This window comes from Mesorhizobium sp. Cs1299R1N1, from assembly GCF_037179655.1.
Taxonomy (GTDB): Bacteria; Pseudomonadota; Alphaproteobacteria; order Rhizobiales; family Rhizobiaceae; genus Mesorhizobium; species Mesorhizobium salmacidum.
This window is the reverse complement of the sequence record NZ_JAPYKR010000008.1, coordinates 208,371-226,770: the sequence shown is the minus strand read 5'-3', so window position 1 is coordinate 226,770 and position 18,400 is coordinate 208,371. Positions and strand designations below refer to the sequence as shown.

At 63.8% G+C, this 18,400-nt stretch carries 16 protein-coding genes; 6 read left to right on the top strand and 10 right to left on the bottom strand.

What is annotated here, in order from left to right; translation table 11 throughout:
* Window positions 1-12: 12 nt before the first annotated feature.
* Genes O7A70_RS19325 through hemP form a run of 4 tightly spaced genes read right to left on the bottom strand, consistent with a single transcriptional unit; the run spans window position 13 to window position 3,323 of the window.
* Window positions 13-1,113 (bottom strand): FecCD family ABC transporter permease, encoded by a 1,101-nt coding sequence (locus O7A70_RS19325; RefSeq protein ID WP_337141799.1) that lies wholly within the window; start codon window positions 1,111-1,113, stop codon window positions 13-15.
* A gap of 5 nt (window positions 1,114-1,118) precedes the next feature.
* Entirely contained in the window at window positions 1,119-2,027 is a 909-nt protein-coding gene (locus O7A70_RS19320; protein ID WP_337141798.1) for a heme/hemin ABC transporter substrate-binding protein, read from the bottom strand.
* Window positions 2,028-2,037: 10 nt separating this feature from the next.
* Window positions 2,038-3,093 carry a hemin-degrading factor gene (locus O7A70_RS19315; protein ID WP_337141797.1) on the bottom strand — a complete coding sequence of 352 codons (1,056 nt, stop codon included), beginning with the start codon at window positions 3,091-3,093 and terminating at the stop codon, window positions 2,038-2,040.
* Window positions 3,094-3,116: 23 nt separating this feature from the next.
* On the bottom strand, window positions 3,117-3,323 hold the full coding sequence (gene hemP / locus O7A70_RS19310) for a hemin uptake protein HemP (protein ID WP_027051401.1): 207 nt from the start codon (window positions 3,321-3,323) through the stop codon (window positions 3,117-3,119).
* A gap of 199 nt (window positions 3,324-3,522) precedes the next feature.
* Here hemP and O7A70_RS19305 point away from each other — a divergent pair, with 199 nt between their 5' ends.
* From O7A70_RS19305 to O7A70_RS19290, 4 genes are all read left to right on the top strand, one after another.
* Entirely contained in the window at window positions 3,523-5,712 is a 2,190-nt protein-coding gene (locus tag O7A70_RS19305; RefSeq protein WP_337141796.1) for a TonB-dependent hemoglobin/transferrin/lactoferrin family receptor, read from the top strand.
* Window positions 5,713-5,714: 2 nt separating this feature from the next.
* A complete protein-coding gene (locus O7A70_RS19300; RefSeq protein WP_337141795.1) occupies window positions 5,715-6,152 on the top strand; it encodes a hypothetical protein in 438 nt (145 codons plus the stop codon).
* 19 nt (window positions 6,153-6,171) lie between these two features.
* Window positions 6,172-7,263 (top strand): energy transducer TonB family protein, encoded by a 1,092-nt coding sequence (locus tag O7A70_RS19295; RefSeq protein WP_337141794.1) that lies wholly within the window; start codon window positions 6,172-6,174, stop codon window positions 7,261-7,263.
* A gap of 61 nt (window positions 7,264-7,324) precedes the next feature.
* Entirely contained in the window at window positions 7,325-7,639 is a 315-nt protein-coding gene (locus tag O7A70_RS19290; RefSeq protein WP_337141793.1) for an antibiotic biosynthesis monooxygenase family protein, read from the top strand.
* 12 nt (window positions 7,640-7,651) lie between these two features.
* Here O7A70_RS19290 and putA read toward each other — a convergent pair whose 3' ends face one another.
* On the bottom strand, window positions 7,652-11,260 hold the full coding sequence (gene putA / locus O7A70_RS19285) for a bifunctional proline dehydrogenase/L-glutamate gamma-semialdehyde dehydrogenase PutA (protein ID WP_337141914.1): 3,609 nt from the start codon (window positions 11,258-11,260) through the stop codon (window positions 7,652-7,654).
* A 161-nt stretch (window positions 11,261-11,421) separates the two neighbouring features.
* Between putA and O7A70_RS19280 the strand changes: the two genes are divergently transcribed.
* Window positions 11,422-11,874 (top strand): Lrp/AsnC family transcriptional regulator, encoded by a 453-nt coding sequence (locus O7A70_RS19280; protein ID WP_027046935.1) that lies wholly within the window; start codon window positions 11,422-11,424, stop codon window positions 11,872-11,874.
* 1 nt (window position 11,875) lies between these two features.
* On the opposite strand, the gene O7A70_RS19275 is transcribed toward O7A70_RS19280, so the two are convergent.
* Both O7A70_RS19275 and O7A70_RS19270 read right to left on the bottom strand, forming a co-directional pair.
* The gene (locus O7A70_RS19275) at window positions 11,876-13,075 is read right to left on the bottom strand and encodes a cytochrome-c peroxidase (RefSeq protein WP_337141792.1); all 1,200 of its coding nucleotides are present in this window, start codon (window positions 13,073-13,075) and stop codon (window positions 11,876-11,878) included.
* Between the two features lie 7 nt (window positions 13,076-13,082).
* Window positions 13,083-13,532, bottom strand: a complete 450-nt coding sequence (locus tag O7A70_RS19270) for a FixH family protein (RefSeq protein WP_027144063.1) — start codon at window positions 13,530-13,532, stop codon at window positions 13,083-13,085.
* Between the two features lie 151 nt (window positions 13,533-13,683).
* Here O7A70_RS19270 and O7A70_RS19265 point away from each other — a divergent pair, with 151 nt between their 5' ends.
* On the top strand, window positions 13,684-14,607 hold the full coding sequence (locus tag O7A70_RS19265; protein WP_337141791.1) for a sugar kinase: 924 nt from the start codon (window positions 13,684-13,686) through the stop codon (window positions 14,605-14,607).
* Between the two features lie 5 nt (window positions 14,608-14,612).
* On the opposite strand, the gene O7A70_RS19260 is transcribed toward O7A70_RS19265, so the two are convergent.
* The 3 genes from O7A70_RS19260 to O7A70_RS19250 form a co-directional block, all read right to left on the bottom strand.
* Window positions 14,613-15,635, bottom strand: coding sequence for an aldose epimerase family protein (locus O7A70_RS19260; protein ID WP_337141790.1), 1,023 nt, complete (start codon window positions 15,633-15,635; stop codon window positions 14,613-14,615).
* Window positions 15,636-15,720: 85 nt separating this feature from the next.
* Entirely contained in the window at window positions 15,721-17,178 is a 1,458-nt protein-coding gene (locus O7A70_RS19255; RefSeq protein WP_337141789.1) for an NAD-dependent succinate-semialdehyde dehydrogenase, read from the bottom strand.
* A 183-nt stretch (window positions 17,179-17,361) separates the two neighbouring features.
* On the bottom strand, window positions 17,362-18,312 hold the full coding sequence (locus tag O7A70_RS19250; RefSeq protein WP_337141788.1) for an AEC family transporter: 951 nt from the start codon (window positions 18,310-18,312) through the stop codon (window positions 17,362-17,364).
* Window positions 18,313-18,400: the final 88 nt, after the last annotated feature.

Here is an 18,400-nt window from a genome sequence, read left to right as displayed (position 1 = left end):
AGGTCCCAAATCTCACAGGTCGATCACGCCGCGCTTGCGCAACAGGATCCACAGGAAGAGCGGCGCGCCAGCGACGGCGGTGACGATGCCGATCGGCAACTCGGCCGGCGCCACGATGGTGCGGGCGACGGCATCGGCGAGCAGCAACAGCGAGGCGCCGAGCAGCGCCGAGGTCGGCAGCAGGTAACGATTGTCAGGGCCGATCAGCAGGCGCAGCAGATGCGGCACCACGATGCCGACGAAACCGATGCCGCCGCTGACGGCGACAGACGCCCCGACCGCCGCCGAGACACCAATGATGGCTGTGTATTTCAGCCGCTGCACCGGTATGCCGAGATGGCCGGCGGTGGCCTCGCCGAGCGCCAGCGCATTGAGGCCGCGGGCCAGGAACGGCATCGCCGCCAGCGCCAAGATGATGATGGGCCCCACGGAAGCGATCTTGGCCCATGTCGCACCACCGAGCGATCCCAGCGACCAGAAGGTCAGGTCGCGCAACTGGCGATCGTCGGCCATGAATATCAGGATTCCGGTCAGCGCCATGGCAAGTGCCGCCAGGGCTATGCCGGCGAGCAGCATGGTGGCGACCGAGGTTTGCCCGCGTCGCGTGGCGACCTCATAAAGCACCAGTGTGGTGGCGAGGCCGCCGAAAAACGCCGCAAGCGGCAGCGCGAGCGTTCCAAGCAAGGCGGTCACCGGTGCAAGCACGGTCCCGCCAAGCACGATGACGGCCACCGCGCCAAGGCTGGAGCCGGCTGAAACCCCGATCAGGCCGGGATCGGCGAGCGGATTGCGGAACAGCCCTTGCATGACGGCGCCGCAAACCGCGAGCGCCGCGCCGACCAGCATGCCGAGGATGACGCGCGGCAGGCGGATTTCGTAGACGATCAGACTGTCACGCGCGTTGAGGGCCGCATCGCCGGGGACGGTGCCAAAGAGCCAATCCCTGATGACGTTCACGGCGGATGCGTCCGACGCCCCGGATGTGAGCGAAAGCAAGACGGCGATCGCCAGGCCCAGGCACAGCAAGAGGATGACGGCACGGGCGCGACCGGAACGATCGCCTTCGGATGCACCCATCGCCTTCACTGGACCGGCGATCGACTGGTCGGCCATGATGCTCAGTCCGTGACCTGTGCGCCATAGAGCGACACGGCGAGGTCGTGGATGGCGTCGGCCGTGCGTGGCCCGAAGCCGAGCAGGTAGGCGCCATCGATGCGGATCAGCTTGCGCGCGGTGCCGGCCGGCGTCGAGGCTATGGATGGATTGCCGAACACTTCGTCGTCCGACACAGGAGGCCCGGCATTGCTCATCATCAGGATCACGTCCGGCCTGGCGGTGACGATCGCTTCGTCGGACATCTGCTTGTAGCCGGAAAAGCCTTCCACCGCATTGACCCCGCCCGCCAGCTTGACCATGCCGTTGGCCGCGGTGTCGCTGCCGGCCGCCATGATCTTGCCGCCCTGCATCGAGAGCACGAACAGGACGCGCTTGCGCTCCTTGATCGATGCTGTCTGCTTTTCGGCGGCCGTGAGTTTGGCATCGAGCGCCTTGGCCAGCACCTCCGCCTTGGTCTCGACCCCGAGCGCCTTGCCGACAATGCGGACCTTCTGGAGGATGCCTTCGCGGTTGTACTGCTCGGGCACTTCGATGAAGGGAATGCTCGTCTTCTTCAGCACGTCGACGGCTTCCTTGGGGCCGCTGCCGTGCAATGCCAGTATGGCTGTCGGATTGACCGACAAGACGCCTTCCGGCGACAGCTGGCGCATGTAGCCGACATCGGGCAATTCGAGTGCCGCTTTCGGATAGAGGCTGCTGGAATCGCGCGCTACGAGATGCTTTTCCTCGCCAAGCGCATAGACGATTTCGGTGATGGAACCGCCAATGGCGGCGATCTTCGAAGGGTCGGCGAAGACCGAAACGTCCTCGGTGGCGCCGGCTGGTTGCATTGCGGCGAAAGCCAGGGAAAGGCCGATCGCGGAACCGACGATCGATCCGCGCAGAGCGGACAGTCTCGAAACAGAACGCATTACACTTTCCTCAGGCTGCCGTCGGGCTTGGAATGCGCGGCAGGTGCTCGGCCAGGAAACGCCAGTCGTCGCGTTCGCCCTCGCCTTCATGGCGCTTGCCGAAGAACTGGATGATCATGTCACCATTGGCGGCATAGACCTCGAGCGAGGTGACATGGCCGTCCTTGGTCGGCTTGCGCACCGCCCAGACCTCATGGATGTGGTCGATTCGCAGGTGCAGATGAAAGGTCTCGTCCAGCACATTGATCCACGGTCCCATCGTCTTGATCGACTTGACCGGGCCGGAATGGATCTGGATGCAGCCGCGGTTGCCCACGAAGCACATGATCGGCATCTCGCCTTCGGCGGCGTGATGGAACATGGCCCGGACCGCGTCATTGTCGAGCAGCCAGGCATAGTCCTGGCCGACCATGCGCACCGCCTGGCGGCGGCTGAGCTTCAACGTCTTCAGCATGCCGAAGAACTGGTGCACGTCCGTCAGTCGGCTCCAGCGGTCACGCAGATCGTCCAGGCTTGCGGTCCCGGCCTCGCTTTCCTCGTCGAGAACGGGCCGTGAAATGTCGATCGTCGGCTCCTGGTTCGACGATTCCAGTAAGGCGACCAGTTTCTGGTAGGCATAGAGGCTGGAGGCCGGGCGCAGATGCACCTTGTGCACCGCCTCGCCGGCCGCATCGAAGAACTGCAGGCTGCGGCGGATGTCGTCGCCGTCCCGCTTCTCCACGGCGAAGCCATGCGCCCAGACTTTCGGGAAGATGCGCAGGTCGATGTTCTCGCCAAGCACCATGGCATTGTGGTTGCCGGTGACGACCTTGTCATAGACCCCGATCTTCTCGTGCACCGCACTTTCGTTGCGGGTCAGCGCCATGACCTCGCCAATGGCCTCGAGACCGGTCAGAAGGTCGTTGACGCGCGGTTCGATGCGGACGGCGCCGTCGCCGCAATGCGCGGCGGCCAGCTCGGCCTCCGAAATGCCGAGCTGGCCGGCCAGGTCACGCTCGCGCGCTTTCGGATTCTCGATCCGTGCCCGCCGGATTTCATGCGGAGCGGGTTTTACGCGCTGGTCCATGTCTTTACCCCTGATGCCTTGCCTTACTTGTTGAGAATGAGCTTGCCCTGGCGGGTGATCTTCAGCCGGTAGAGCGCCCCATGATGTTCGATGCCGATCTCGTGCTCGCCCTGGAACAGCGTGTTGCTGGACAGCGTGCGCACCGCCAGCGGAATCCGATCGAAACGGGCGGAGGCATCGTCCGAACGGCGGACGCGATAGCGAAAATCGTTGGGATTGTGCGTGTTCATCTGGGTCGATCCCTTCCTGTGCCGGGCATCTGGCTAGGCGTTGCGAAATTGCCGATTCATTTCTTGACTCGAATAATCATGTTTACTAGTCAGTGCAATACCGGACTAAATGAGTCAACATTTAAGATGCCGGATACGATCAAAAATGCCAGCAAGCCCCGGGCCAGCCAGCATGGAACCTGGAATTTGGAGTTGGGGCATGGGGTTGATGAATTGGGAATGGCGCGGCCGGTCGAAGGCGAACCGTGCAATGGCTTTGCTTGCAAGTGTGGCGGCGATCGCCCTATCCGCGCCATCGGCTCACGCGCAACAGGCGACGCAGCCGGCGAGCGAGCAGACCGGTCAATCGAAAAAGACTGACCAGGAAAGTGCAGCTCCCTCGGGCGCGACGCTGCTCGACAAGATCCTGGTGCTCAGCCGCACCGGCGAAACGGCGATCGAATCGCTGGCTTCGGCCAGCCACGTCGACCAGGAGCAACTCGACGGCCGCATGGCGACGACGCCAAACGAAATGCTGCTCGGCGTACCAGGTGTCGCCGCGCAGGCAGACGCCAGGCGCGTCAGCACCAGCATCAACATCCGAGGCCTGCAGGATTTCGGCCGCGTCGCTGTGATCGTCGATGGCGCGCGCCAGAATTTCCAGCGTTCCGACCACGGCACGCAGTCGACCTTCTACATCGATCCCGAACTGGTCAAATCCGTCGACGTGATCCGTGGTCCGGTCGCCAACACCTATGGTTCTGGCGCCATTGGCGGCGTCGTCTTCTTCGATACCAAGGATGCGGCGGATTTCCTCAAGCCTGACGAGACCTGGGCAGGCTCCGTCACTGGACGCTACGAAAGCAATGGCAAGGGCTGGACATCAAGCGCATCCGGCGCCTACCGGATCAATCAGAACTGGGACGTGCTGGGCAACATCGTCTACCGCGACTACGACAACTACAAGGACGGCGGCGGCGACACCGTCAACGGCACTGGTTTCGACGTGCTGAGCGGCCTGGTCAAGACCACCATCCGGCCGACCGAGAACAGTGAACTGAAGCTTGGCTGGCTCGGCTCTAGCGATGGCTGGAACGAGACCAGCGGCGGCCTGTCTGTGAATGATGTCGACCTGAAGTCGGACACCTTCACGGCCCGCTACAACATCACGGACGAAGACAAGAGCTGGCTCGATCTCCACATCAACACCTCCTACAACAAGACCAATCTCGACCTGACCAGTCTTGTGCCGCAGAACCGCTTCGATCCGGTGACCGGTTTTCCCGTGGTGCTGCCGGCAGGATCGCAGTCGACATTCGATGTCGGCACGACCGGCATCGATATCTGGAACACGTCACGGTTCGAGACGAGCGGCATCGTACATGAACTGACCTATGGCGGTGACTGGGTCGGCGACAACGTCAAGACGGGCGGCGCTGCCGGCGGCGACAGTTTCTACACCCCTTCTGGCAAGCGGAATGTGTCGGGCGCCTACGTCCAGGACAAGCTCAGCTGGGACTGGCTCGAAGTCATCGCCGGCCTGCGCTACGACAGCTATAGCCTGAAGGATGACACGCACGATATTTCCGGCGACAGGCTATCGCCGCGCGTCACGGTCGGTGTCTCGCCGTTCGAGAGCGCCGGGCTTGCCGGCCTGCAATTCTACGGCACCTATGCTGAAGGTTATCGCTCGCCGTCGATCACGGAAACGCTGATCAGCGGCAACCATCCGGCTGGCGTCAGCTTCCCGTTCCTGCCCAATCCAAATCTGCGGCCTGAAACCGGCAAGACGACCGAGTTCGGCGTCAACTACAAGCAGAACGACATCTTCGAGGCTGGCGACGCACTCCGTATCAAGGCGGCCTATTTCAACAACGATGTCGACGACTATATCGACGGCGTAACGCTGTCGCCGTTCGCTCCAGGCAGCGGCTGCCCCTTCGGCCCCGGCATCCCGATCTGCTTCCAGTATCAGAATTTCGCCAAGGCCAAGATCAACGGCTTCGAGCTGGAAGGTGTCTACGACGCGGCATGGGGCTATGCCGGCCTCTCGGCTTCGATCACGGATGGCCACACGGTTTCCTACAAGGGTGTGGAAGCCGACCTCGCCACCATTCCTTCCTCTCAGGTCACCGCTCAGCTCGGCTTGCGCTTCCTCGAGGACAAGCTGACCGTCGGCAGCGAGGTACAGTATAACGGCAAGCCGAAGGGCAATGCGGTGGCCACGGACTACACACTGGTCAACACGTTCGCCAGCTATCAGGCGACCGACAATCTGAAAGTCGATTTCCGTGCCGACAACCTGTTCGACGTCAAATACGCCAACCCGCTGAACGGCAGCACGACGGTCGCTGTCTATGAACCGGGCATCACGCTGAAGTTGGCCGCAACCATGCGATTTGGAGGCTGAGCATGACGAGCTTGACGACATCCCTTCGTCTGCTGACCTCGACGCTGGCGATGTCGCTTGCGACGGTTCCGGCGCGGGCTGAACAGTCCGAGCCGGTCCTGACCCTCGAACTCAATGCCGCGCAGCCTTCTGACAAAGGCTGCCGGCTGACCTTCCTGGTCAACAACAATCTCGGCGCCGACCTCACCAAGGCGGCGTTCGAGATCGCCCTGTTCAACGAGGCCGGGGTGGTCGACCGGCTGACGGTGCTCGACTTCAAGGATTTGCCATCGGGCAAGACAAAGGTGACGCGCTTTGACCTGGCCGGCACCGACTGCACCAAGGTCAGCCGTGTGCTGATCAACAGCGCGACGGAATGCGCCGGCACGGGCCTCGAACCGGCCGCCTGCATGCGCAAGCTGAAGACGGACACCAGGACCGGCGTTGCTTTCGGCGTCTGATGTGGGACCAGAACCCGCCTTGGCGCGACATATCCAGGCACGGCCCCTGGCCGGCCTTCTGTTGTTCGAGCCAGTCTATCTTGATTTGACAATGGCGCCTGGGCCGCTGCATTTTCCGCCGCGCGACATGCAGGAAACCAGTCCCCTTCCCGACGCCGGCGACGAGTTGGCCATCGTGCCGGCCGAGCCGTTTGCCCAGACGCGGCCGCCTGCCGGCAACGGCAAATGGCCGGCTGCGATCGTCGTCTCCTGTCTGCTGCACGCGGGCGTGGCGGCGGCCTTTTTTATATCGCCCAAGGGAACGTTCGATCTCCAGGGCGGGGTGCAGTCGGAAGGCAGCGATCACACAGGAGACAAGGTGGTCGTTAGCGCACTGGACAAGGACCAGGCTGCGATGAATGTCACGCTGGTGCCGAATCCGCAGCCGGCCAAGCCGCGGCCGGAAAAGGCAGCGGGGTCGACATCACCGACAAAACCTCCACGTCCCGCGCGGGAAGGCGCGAAGCCACCTTCCGAGCCTCTGCCGGAACCTGTCAAGCTGCCGGCGGTCACGCCGGACATACTGGTGGCGGGGACGCCACGTTCCGACGACCAGAGCGTGGCGCCTCCCAGAACTGAAATGCCGGCGCAACCGACCGTGCAGGCCGAGGACACCGAAACGCCTGCCTCGGTTCCAGAGCAGCCGCAGGTTCCCATCGCAAGGCCGAGCCCGGAAGGTGCTCCAGCAACCGCCGGCGAACCATACGAGAAACGCGGCTCGGCTGACGGCCATGAAATCAAGGCGGCCATTGCCAGCAAAGGGAGAAAGCGAAGCGAGGCCGGCAACGCGGCGGCTTCCCGCTATAGCGGCGAAGTGGCCAGCAAGTTGGCTCGCGCCAATCGCCGTGTATCGAAATCTGCGCAAACGACAGCCCGCAACAACGCGATGGTGGCATTTGTCGTGCTTGCCGATGGCAACATAGCCGACTTGCAACTTGCCAAGAGCTCCGGCTCCCCGGAGCTCGATCAATTCGCATTGGACCTGGTGCGAAAACAGGCGCCATTCCCGCCAATCCCGCCCGAGACCGGGATGTCGAGCTGGCGCTTCAAGGCGCCAATCGGTCCGTTCTGAGCCGTGGCCATTCACTCAAGCCATCAATCATCAACGTTCGAGACCCGCTGAAAGGAACCCCATGTATATCGCCATGAACCGCTTCAAGGTGCAGACCGGCTCCGAGGCCGACTTCGAAACCGTGTGGAAGAACCGCGATTCCAGCCTTGCCGAGATGAAGGGCTTCCGGGAATTCCATCTGCTGCGCGGCCCGGCCAACGAGACCGAAGGCTACACGCTGTTTGCCTCCCATACGGTCTGGGCCAGCCACGACGACTTCGTCGCCTGGACCAAGTCGGAGAATTTTCGCGCCGCCCACCGCAATGTCGGCACGACAAAGGTCCACTATCTCGGCCACCCGCAATTCGAGGGCTTTTCCGTCGTCGAAGGCGCGTAAGTACCGACCAGTTTATGCAGCGGCCAACAGGCTGGCATTGCCCCCCGCTGCCGTCGTGTCGACGCAGACCGCCCGCTCATGCGCATAGGCCGCCGGATTGAGCACCTCGCTGACCAGCGGCACGATCGGCCCGCTGCGCTCGGCGATGACCTTGCGCACGATGCGCGCCGCCTCGGGCGTGCCTGAAAAAGCAACGACATCGACGCGCAGCGAGCGCGCCTCGACAGGATCGGGGCGGCCATCGATGGCCGCCAGCGGCAAGCCCTTCCCGGTCAATGCGGAGAGGGTAGCCGGGGCACCTGGCGCCACCGCCAGCACCGCATTGCCGGCGGCGAGCGCCTGGATGGTCTGGGCTAGCAGCGTGTCGGCGTCCGGCCCCAGACACAGCACCCGGCCGCGCGGCGACAGCGACAGCGTGTTGGCCTCGCCGGTCGGGCCAGGCAAATCGACCTGGCCGAAATCGATGCTGGCGGCGGCACCGATCGCCGCCGCGCCCTTGCCACGCAGATGCTTCCTCAGAATGGCGATCCGGTCCGGCCGCGTCGACCAGCCGCCAAGTGCCGGATCGGGCAGATTGTCGGCAAGCTCGGTCGCCGTAACCTTGTGGCCTTCGCCAACTTCCGTGCCTGCTTCCGGCCCCTTGCGGAAGCGCCTGAGATAATACGGGCCGCCTGCCTTCGGCCCGGTGCCGGAGAGGCCCTCGCCGCCAAATGGCTGCGAACCGACGACGGCGCCGATCTGGTTGCGGTTGACATAGATGTTGCCGGCATGGATGCCGTCGACGAAATGCTGCACACGCCCCTCGATGCGGGTGTGCAGGCCGAAGGTCAGGCCATAACCCTTGCGGTTGATGGCGGCGATGACGCTGTCGATCTGGTCGGCGTCGAAACTGGCGACGTGCAGCACCGGCCCGAACACCTCGCGCTCCATCTCCTCGATGCCCTTGACCCGGAAGACATGCGGCGCGACGAAGCGGCCGTCCTTGGGGCCTTCCAGTTTGGCGATCAGCCGCCCTTGCAGCCCCATCGTCGTGCAATAATCGCGGATCGAGGCCTGCGCCTCGTCGTCGATGACCGGCCCTATGTCGGTCGAGATCAGCCAGGGATCGCCGACATTGAGTGCCTCCATGGCGCCCTTCAGCATCTCCAGCATCTTCTTCTCGACGTCTTTCTGCACATAGAGCACGCGCAGCGCCGAGCAGCGCTGGCCCGCACTCTGGAAGGCCGACGCCAGGATATCGCGCACCGCCTGTTCGGGCAGCGCGGTGGAATCGACGATCATGGCATTGAGACCACCGGTCTCGGCGATCAGCATGGCGTCCGGCGCGGCGGTCTCGGCCAGTTGTTTTTCGATCAGTTTGGCAACCTCGGTCGACCCGGTGAAGCAGACGCCGGCAATACGCGGATCCGCAGTCAGCGGGCCGCCGACCGATGGGCCGTCGCCGGGCAGGAGCTGGATGACGTCCTCCGGCACACCGGCCTCGCGCAGCATCTCGACGGCACGGAAGGCGATCAGCGGCGTCTGCTCGGCCGGTTTGGCGATCACCGAATTGCCGGTGACGAGTGCTGCCGCGACTTGGCCGGTGAAAATGGCGAGCGGGAAATTCCATGGCGAAATGCAGACAATGGCGCCGCGCGCTTGCGTGCCCGCCTCGGCATTCGCCGCCTCGGTGGCGTAGTAGCGCAGGAAGTCCACGGCCTCGCGCACCTCGGCGACGCCGTCGGCCAACGATTTGCCGGCTTCGCGCGTAGCGAGCGCAAAGAACTCGACGGCATTGGCCTCGTAAAGGTCAGCCGCGCGGTTGAGGATGCCGGCACGCTCGGCGACAGGCCGTTTTGCCCAGGCCGGCTGCGCCTCCGCCGCGATGCGCACGGCGGTCGCGACTTGCTTGGCGGCGGCCTCGTGAACCGTGCCGACGACCTCGGAAGGTTTTGCCGGATTGACGATCGGGCGCTGCTTGCCGTAGCCGGCGGCGCGCGTGATCGGCTTGGCGTGCCAGCGATCGGGACCCGCGAATGCCGCTTTGGCCTGGTCGATAGCAGCCAGCGTCACCGCATCGGCAATGTCGAACCCTTTCGAGTTGCGACGGCCCGCGCCAAATATCTGGGAAGGCCAGGCAATCGCCGGATTGGCGGCGGGACCCTGGCGTTCGACCGTATCCAATGGATCACGCGCGATGTCCTCCGGCTCGACGTCCTCATCGGTCAGCTGATGCACGAAGGAGGAATTGGCGCCGTTCTCCAGCAGGCGACGGACCAGATAGGCAAGCAGGTCCGAATGCGCGCCGACCGGCGCGTAAATGCGGCAACGCGTGCCCTCCGACCGGCGCACGGTTTCGTGCAAGGCCTCGCCCATACCGTGCAGGCGCTGGAATTCGAAGGTGTCGCGGTTGTCCGCCATCGACAGAATGGCGGCGACGGTGTGGGCATTGTGGGTGGCGAATTGCGGATAGATTCGGTCGGTCATGCAAAGCAGTTTTTTCGCGCACGCGATGTAGGAAACGTCGGTGTTGGCCTTGCGCGTGAACACGGGATAGCCTGACAGTCCGAGCGTCTGCGCCCGCTTGATCTCGGTGTCCCAATAAGCGCCCTTGACCAGCCGAACCATGATGTTGCGGTTGTACTTCTTGGCCAGTGCGTAGAGCCAGTCGATGGTGAAAGCCGCGCGCGGGCCATAGGCCTGCACGACGACGCCAAAACCGTTCCAGCCGGCGAGTTCCGGCTCTGCCAGCACCCGCTCGATGACGTCGAGCGACAGATCCAGACGATCCGCCTCCTCGGCATCGATGTTGAGGCCCATCCGCGAATGCCGTGCGGCCAGAGCCAGCGACAACAGCCGCTCGGCCATCACAGGCAGCATCTCTTCCTTCTGCGCCACCTCGTAGCGCGGATGCAGCGCCGAGAGCTTGACCGAAATGCCGTGGTTGTACCGGATATCTGGCCCGTTCGAGCCGGCATCGAGCGAGGAAATGGCGTCGGCATAGGCCTTGTGGTAGCGCAAGGCGTCGGCCTCGGTGCGAGCCGCTTCGCCCAGCATGTCGAAGGAATAGAGATAACCCCTCTGGGTCATCGGCCGGCCGCGCTTGACGGCTTCCGCGATCGTGCGGCCAAGCACGAATTGTTCGCCCATCTCGCGCATGGCGGCGGCCACCGCCTTGCGGATGACGGGTTCGCCCAGCCTTCGCACCATCGAGCGCAGCGTGCCTTCGATGCCGCCCTCGCCTTCGTCGAGCACCCGGCCGGTCAGCATCAATGCCCAGGTCGAGGCATTGACGAAAATGGAACTCGAACCACCGGAATGCGCCGACCAGTCGTGCGGCGCGATCTTGTCGGCGATGAGATCGTCCATCGTCTCGGTGTCGGGCACGCGCAACAGTGCCTCGGCCAGGCACATCAGCGCCACGCCTTCCTTGGTGGAGAGACCGTAGGCGGAGAGGAAGACCTCCATCAGCCGGGGATCGGTGGAGCCCCGTACCGCCCGCACCAGGTCGGCCGCGCGGGCCGAGATCGCCTTGCGGTGTCCGGTAGAAAGCCCGGTCGCCTCGGCCAATCGCTTAACCGCTGCGTCTTCGTCGGGCAAATAATTGGCACGGATCTGCTGGCGGATGGCGTCGAGCGGCATGGCGGTCCTATGAGCAAGCATAAGGGAGCGGCCGGCGGTCACCGGACCGAATGGCGCAAGCTAGCACAAGTGCCAGATTTCAGTCGGTCTGAAAAAATCGACAGGGCAGCTCAATTGACCTATCATGTCGCTGAAAATTGTTGATTCAGGCTGCGGTTTCGATGACAGAAGACCAATTGGACCGCATCGACAGGAACATCCTGTCGGCATTGGCCGGCAACGGCCGGCTTTCCATGTCGGAACTGGCCGCCAAGGTCGGCTTGTCGAAGACACCGGTGCAGGCGCGGGTGAAGCGGCTGGAGAAGGACGGCTATATCAGGGGATACCAGGCGATCATCGACCGCGAACGCATGGGCGAAGGCCATGTCGCCTTCGTCCAGGTGAAATTGTCGGACACCCGATCCGCCGCGCTCGATGCCTTCAACCGGTCCGTACAGGCCGTGCCGGAGATCGAGCAGTGCCACATGATGGCGTCGAGCTTCGACTATCTCCTGAAGGTCCGCACCCGCGACATCGCCGCCTACCGCCGCGTGCTCGGCGAGCGCATCTCGGCCCTGCCCCACGTCGCCCAGACCTCGACCTTCGTGGCGATGGAGACGGTCAAGGATAGGTAACCTATTCCGACAACGTCTTCAGGAACGCCACCAGTGCGGCGCGCTCGCGGTCGGACAGCTCAAGCGGGTGAATTTCAGAGGTGCCCTCAACACTTCCTGCCGCTTTGGCGTAGTGCGCCACAACCTCGTCCAGCGATGAAAACTGCCCGGCATGCATGTAAGGCGGACGCGTCGCCGCACCGCGCAGCGACGGCGTCTTGTAGGCGCGCACAAGTTCCGCCGCATCCTTGACCATGAAGCGCAGTTCGCCGCAGGCACTGGCGTCGCCATCGCGATAGGCGCCGAAGCAGTTGAACGGGTCGGCCTCGACCTGGGCCACCGCATCGACGCGCCCACGATCCGCCGGCAGGCCGGCGACGGGCGGCACGCCCGTGTTGTGAAAACCGTTGTCGCTGAAGCGCGGGCCGTTGTGGCAGGTCACGCAATTGGCCTTGCCGATGAACAGTTTCAGCCCAAGGATTTCTTCTTGCGAAAAGGCGGCTTCGCCTTTCGGCTCGGCACCTGTGGCAAGGTCCAGCGCAAAGCGGTCGAAGCGCGTCGGCGACGGCTCGATCGAGCGTTCGAAAGCGGCGATCGCCTTGCCTATATTGGCGTAGACGCGGTTCACCGCATCGCGCTGCGCGCCGCTCATCGCGTTCCAGGCTGCCCTTTCGGCATCGTTTCCAAGCGGGCTGGCATTCGGCGGAATGCCGGACAAATCGGGCAATGGCCCGAAGATCCGTTCATAGCGTTCGCCGAAGCGTGTCTTCATGTAATGCGCATAGCCGGTGCGGTTTCCCGCTTGTTCCAACGGGTTTTCGAGGGGGGTCAGCGCCTGCGCCCACAAGCTGTCGCGACGTCCGTCCCAGAAGAACCAGGGGTCGCGCGCCACACCGGCCAGTGGCATGGTGCGCCGGTTGGTGCGCCCAACGCCGACCGCCTGCGGCAGGTCGTCCTGGAACTGGCGGTCTATCTTGTGGCAGGTCGAGCAGGACACCGTACCGTCGCGGCTCATCCCGACGTCGAAGAACAGCGTCGAGCCAAGTGCGGCGGCGGCTGGCACATCCGCAAAGCGATTGGTGGTGTCCGGCTTCAGCGCCGGCAGTGTGTTCAATGCCAGCGAAGCAATCATTTTCTTCTCGGCATCGGAAAAATCCGGCTTGCCGCAACCGGCAAGGATGGCCGCCACCGTCAGCGCAAAAAAACAGAAAAAGCGCCTCATCGACCGCTCACAGCACCACGTTGAACAGCACAGTGTCGGAGCCCGCGCCGGACGATATGGCGAAACGCAGTTGCCACCAGCCGCTCATGGTGAATTTCACCCCTTCGATCCGGTAGCGTCCCTCGCCCAGATAATCGGTTGCCTGCGGGCTGGTCGGCAGACCGTGATTGTGTTGCGGCATGCCGCCGGAGATGGTGATCGCGGCTCGCTCCACCGAAGCCCCCGTCTTTGTCTTCAGCGTCAGCAGCCAGGATTCCAGCTCGCCCTGCCGCACCACGCCGTGTTCCGGTACGAAACTCGCTACGTACAATCCGTTGTCGGTTTTCTTGGTCCGCGAGACATCCGGGCCGACGGGCTGTGCCGAATGCGGCGCCGTCAGATAGACGGCCGCGAGAACGCCGACCAGCAAAGCAGCCAGACCAAGACCTGCCAGGAAATAACGCCATAACGATGCCAAACCGGTTCCTCTTCTGCGGATAACGTTCTGCCGGGCGGATCGCGTCCCGCCAGCCTGTGGGAAAACGCTGTGGCGGAAAAAAGCCTGCTTGCCAAGCATGGCGCTGCGTCCGGCAAAAAGCTACAGCACCGAAATCACTGGAGGATTGCAGATGGTGGGAAACGGCGTCGCCTCGATCGGCGAATGCATGCTCGAACTGTCGGGCCAGACCGGCCCGAACTGGCGCATGGGCTTTGCCGGCGACACGTTCAACACGCTGTGGGCGCTGCATGCGCTCAGCCCTGACCGGCCGGCAACCTATGTCTCGGCCTTCGGCGACGACCCCTTCTCACAGGGCCAGATCGCCTTCTTCGCCGAAAACGGCATCGGCATCGGCTCCAGTCCGGTGATACCGGGCGCCCGCCCCGGCCTCTATGCGATCACGCTGACCGGCGCCGAGCGCTCCTTCACCTACTGGCGCGGCGACGCCGCCGCCAGGCAGCTCGCGTCGGATCCAGCGGCATTGTCGAAAAACCTGGAAAATCAGGCGCTTGTGTATTTTTCCGGCATCACTTTGGCAATTCTCGACGAAGCCTCGCGCAAGGCACTGCTGGTTGCCGTGACTAAGGCACGCGCGGCGGGCTCGCTGATCGCCTTTGATCCGAACTATCGGCCACGGCTCTGGCGCCGCCGCGAGGATGCGCAGGCAGCGATCGTCGAAGCGCTCGCCGTCACCGACATTGCATTGCCGACTTTCCCGGACGAACAGGTGCAGTTCGGCGATGACACACCGCAGGCGACCGCTGATCGCCTCGGTCAATTGGTCAAGGAGGTCGTGGTCAAGAACGGCGAAGCGCCGGCGTTGATTGCCGAGGGTGGAGCGCTGCGGGAGGTCGCCGCGATCCATGTCGCGGTGCCCGTGGACACGACAGGTGCCGGGGATTCCTTCAATGGCGGCTATCTCGCCGCACGGCTTGCCGGGTTTGGTCCGACGGACGCTGTCCGCCACGCGCACCGCGTTGCCGCTGCCGTGGTGCAGGTCCGCGGGGCGCTGGCGCCGTTCGAGACGCTACGAGCGGCGTTCGACAAGCCCTGAAAAAGCTAACTCTGCCGGAAGCGATATTCGGTCACGTGGTGGTAGATCGCGCCCGGCCATAGCGTCGCCTGCGGGAAATAGGGCCGGTTCGGCGCGTCCGGCCATATTTGCGGCTCCAGGCAGAAGCCGCTGAAGGCCTTGTAATTCCGTCCTTCCAGACCGATGCGCGGCGTCACATATTGCCCGGTGTAGAGCTGGACACCGGGCTCCGTGGTCCAGACTTCCATCTCGACGCCGGAATTCGCCCCTTGCACCCACGCTGCCTGCTTGAGCGGCCCGCGCGCCGCGGCCAGGCAGAAATTCTGGTCGTAGGGCAGCTGTTCGCCCTCGGTCTCCATGCGCAGCGGCCGCGCCTGACGAAAATCGAAGGGCGTGCCGTCGACCGGCTTGACCACACCGGTCGGGATCATGTCGCTGTCGACAGGCAGATAGGCGCCGGCGTTCAGCATCATCCTGTGGTCGAGAATGTCGCCCGTGCCGCCATCATCGAGGTTGAAGTAGGAATGCTGGGTGAGATTGCACGGCGTCGGCTCCTCGCAGGTCGCCGTCAGTTCGACGCTGAGCGTGCCGGGAATTTTCAGCCGGTAGGTGCAGGTAACGTCGAGCGCGCCGGGAAAGCCCATCGCGCCATCGGGATCGTGCAACGTCAGCGTGACGAAGTCCCTGCCATGCAGTGAAACCGCCCATGGACGGTGCGAGTAGCCTTGCGAGCCGCCATGCAGCGTATGCTTGTCCAGGAAGTTGCGCTCGGTCTGGTAGCGGTTGCCGCCAATTGTGAAGCGGCCGTCGCCGATGCGGTTGGCGTAGCGCCCAACCACGGCCCCGAAGAAGCCAGTGTCGGTCTCATAGGCCTCCAGATTGTTGTAGCCGAGGACCAGCGGCGCGTCGTGCCCGATCAGGCGCAGGTCCTGGACGATGGCGCCAAGCCCGATGACGTTGGCGGTGAGGCCGCCGCCCCTGATCGTAAAGCGGCGGATCGGTTCGCCTGCCTGCGTCGTGCCGAAAACCTCGCCGTCCTTCATCATCATGCCCGCAAATGCCAGTGGATCCAAAGGACTTCGGCTGGTTGTTCAGCCTGGGGCAGGTTTACCAGCCTGCCCCAGCACCAGCCTATCAGAGGCCGAGGCCACCGATGCACACATATTTGGTATCGAGGTAATCCTCGATGCCCTGATGTCCGCCTTCCTTGCCAAGTCCGGATTCCTTGACGCCGCCGAACGGCGCTTCCGGCGTGGTGATCAGCCCTTCATTGACGCCAACCATACCGTATTTCAGGCCCTCCATGACCCGGAAGGCGCGACCGAGATCGCCGGTGTAGAAATAGCAGGCAAGGCCGAACTCGGTGTCGTTGGCGAGCGCGACGGCCTCTTCCTCGGTTTCGAACTTGAACACGGGTGCGACCGGGCCAAAGATCTCTTCCTTCATGAAGCGCATTTTCGGCGTCGCGTTGGCGATGACCGTCGGCTGGAAGAACGAACCGCCCAGCGCATGGCGATGACCGCCGGCGACGACCTTGCCGCCCTTTGAGGTGGCATCGGCGATCAGCTCCTCGACCTTCTCGACCGCCTTCTCGTCGATCAGCGGCCCCTGCTGGACGCCCTCTTCGAGGCCGGAACCGACCTTCAGTCCGTTGCTGGCCGCGGCGAGCTCCTCGACGAACTTGTCGTAAACACCGGCCTGGACGAGGAAGCGGTTGGTGCAGACGCAGGTCTGGCCGGAATTGCGATATTTGGCGGTGATCGCGCCGGCCACGGCACGCTCGACATCGGCGTCGTCGAAGACGATGAACGGCGCGTTGCCGCCGAGTTCCATCGACACCTTCTTGACGGTGACCGACGATTTCTGGATCAGGATCTTGCCGACCTCGGTCGAGCCGGTGAAGGTGATCTTCTTGACCAGCGGATTGGCGCAGATTTCGTCGCCGATCTCGCCGGCGGCGCCGGTCAGGATGTTGACGACGCCCTTGGGAAAGCCGACTTCCTCGGCCAGCGCTCCCCAGGCGAGACCCGAATACGGCGTCTGCGAGGCCGGCTTGACCACGGCGGTGCAGCCTGCGGCAAGTGCGGGACCGAGTTTGCGGGCCAGCATCGAGGACGGGAAATTCCACGGTGTGATGGCGGCAATGACGCCGACCGGTTCCTTGGTCACCAGGATGCGACGGTCCGCCCATGGCGAGGGCACGACGTCGCCATAAGTACGGCGGCCTTCCTCGGCGAACCACAGGATGTAGGCGGCAGCCGAACCGATCTCGCCCTTGGACTCGAACAGCGACTTGCCCTGCTCGATGGTGAGCAGTTCAGCCAGTACGTCCTGATTGTCCATCATCGCATCATGCAGCTTGCGCAGCAGCTTGGAGCGTTCGAGCGCGGTCGTCTTGCGCCAGGTCTTGAAAGCTTCGTCGGCCGCCTCGATGGCGCGGCGTGTCTCGGCCTTGCCCGACTTCGGCACCGTGCCGATCTTGAGGCCGGTGGCTGGATTATTCACATCGACCGTCTGGCCGCTGTCGGCCTGCACCCATTCGCCGTTGATGAGATTGGCCTGGCGCATGAAATGGCTGGTTTTCTGAAGCATGGTCTAGCCTCCGTTCGGCGCTCACGGGCCGCTATCTGGATGTCTTCGGTAAAGCGCAGGCAGGGCCGCACGCTGGAGCCATTGCTCTTAACCTAGGGAAAGCCCCGCAAGCAATCGCAAGATGGCATATAGGGGTTGGACCAGCGCAAGACGAGGGCGGGTTGGCATGCGCCGTCGTCAATCTCACCCGAAGACATGCAAGACCACCGTCAGCCAGAAGGCGGTGGTGATGACCGCGCAAGCCGTGGCGATGGTCATCTGGTTCGATGCCAGCGCCTGGCCGGTGTTGAACTGCACGGCGATGAGATAGGAATTGATGCCGGACGGCAGCGCCGCCACCACGACCGCCACCTTGGCAGTCAAAGGCGGCAGGCCGAGCAGCCAGACGAAGACAAGGACCAGCGCCGGCATCAGGAACAGCTTGAGCACCGAAAGCGCCAGGGCCGGGCGGACATTGCCTGATATGCCGAAGCGGCGCAGGCTGAGCCCCATGGCAAACAGCGCCACCGGCCCGGCCGTATTCGCCAGCGCATCGACCAGCCGCATGACGAGACCGGGCAACGGCACGCCGCTGAGCCGCCATGCCAGCCCCAGGAGAATGCCGATGATCAGCGGGTTGATGAACAGCCGCCTCAGGAAGCTGCGGATGACGCGCAACGGATGCACATGGTCGCCGCTGCCCCGGCCGAACATCTCGAACAGCACGATCGAAGCCATCATCATGATCGGCAGATGCACCGAGACCAGCAGCGACAGCACTTCGAAGCCGCTCGGACCAAATATGCCAAGGATGAAGGGGGCACCGAGCAGCACCACATTGGAATAGGCCGATGACACCCCGCCGACGACCCCGGCGCGTGCATCGCGACCGAAGATTCGCGTGGTTACGACATGGCCCGCCGCCCAGGTGATCGCCGCGGCGGTGAAATAGGCACCCCATAGCGGCCATGGCGCCACGCCATGGAAATCGGCCTTGACCATGGTCTGGAACAGAAGCAGCGGCATTGCCACGGAGACCGCGAAGTCGGATATCCCCTCGCCGCTCGCCGGTCTCAGATAGCCTGTGTACCCGGCGAGATAGCCGAGCGCGACAAGGCTGAAGACGAACAGGACGGTTTCGGTGAGCGGAGACATTTTTCAGGGATAGGCGAGCCACGGTCGCGGTGCAATCGCGCCCGAATTTGATCATCGTCGGCTGCCAGGGTTATAGAGGGTTTGGATC

What these genes read in the sequence shown, in the direction of transcription:
- O7A70_RS19325 (WP_337141799.1), bottom strand. Translation starts at nt 1,113, where the DNA reads ATGGCCGACCAGTCGATCGCCGGTCCAGTGAAGGCGATGGGTGCATCC.
- O7A70_RS19320 (WP_337141798.1), bottom strand. Translation starts at nt 2,027, where the DNA reads ATGCGTTCTGTTTCGAGACTGTCCGCTCTGCGCGGATCGATCGTCGGT.
- O7A70_RS19315 (WP_337141797.1), bottom strand. Translation starts at nt 3,093, where the DNA reads ATGGACCAGCGCGTAAAACCCGCTCCGCATGAAATCCGGCGGGCACGG.
- hemP (WP_027051401.1), bottom strand. Translation starts at nt 3,323, where the DNA reads ATGAACACGCACAATCCCAACGATTTTCGCTATCGCGTCCGCCGTTCG.
- O7A70_RS19305 (WP_337141796.1), top strand. Translation starts at nt 3,523, where the DNA reads ATGGGGTTGATGAATTGGGAATGGCGCGGCCGGTCGAAGGCGAACCGT.
- O7A70_RS19300 (WP_337141795.1), top strand. Translation starts at nt 5,715, where the DNA reads ATGACGAGCTTGACGACATCCCTTCGTCTGCTGACCTCGACGCTGGCG.
- O7A70_RS19290 (WP_337141793.1), top strand. Translation starts at nt 7,325, where the DNA reads ATGTATATCGCCATGAACCGCTTCAAGGTGCAGACCGGCTCCGAGGCC.
- putA (WP_337141914.1), bottom strand. Translation starts at nt 11,260, where the DNA reads ATGCCGCTCGACGCCATCCGCCAGCAGATCCGTGCCAATTATTTGCCC.
- O7A70_RS19280 (WP_027046935.1), top strand. Translation starts at nt 11,422, where the DNA reads ATGACAGAAGACCAATTGGACCGCATCGACAGGAACATCCTGTCGGCA.
- O7A70_RS19275 (WP_337141792.1), bottom strand. Translation starts at nt 13,075, where the DNA reads ATGAGGCGCTTTTTCTGTTTTTTTGCGCTGACGGTGGCGGCCATCCTT.
- O7A70_RS19265 (WP_337141791.1), top strand. Translation starts at nt 13,684, where the DNA reads ATGGTGGGAAACGGCGTCGCCTCGATCGGCGAATGCATGCTCGAACTG.
- O7A70_RS19260 (WP_337141790.1), bottom strand. Translation starts at nt 15,635, where the DNA reads ATGATGATGAAGGACGGCGAGGTTTTCGGCACGACGCAGGCAGGCGAA.
- O7A70_RS19255 (WP_337141789.1), bottom strand. Translation starts at nt 17,178, where the DNA reads ATGCTTCAGAAAACCAGCCATTTCATGCGCCAGGCCAATCTCATCAAC.
- O7A70_RS19250 (WP_337141788.1), bottom strand. Translation starts at nt 18,312, where the DNA reads ATGTCTCCGCTCACCGAAACCGTCCTGTTCGTCTTCAGCCTTGTCGCG.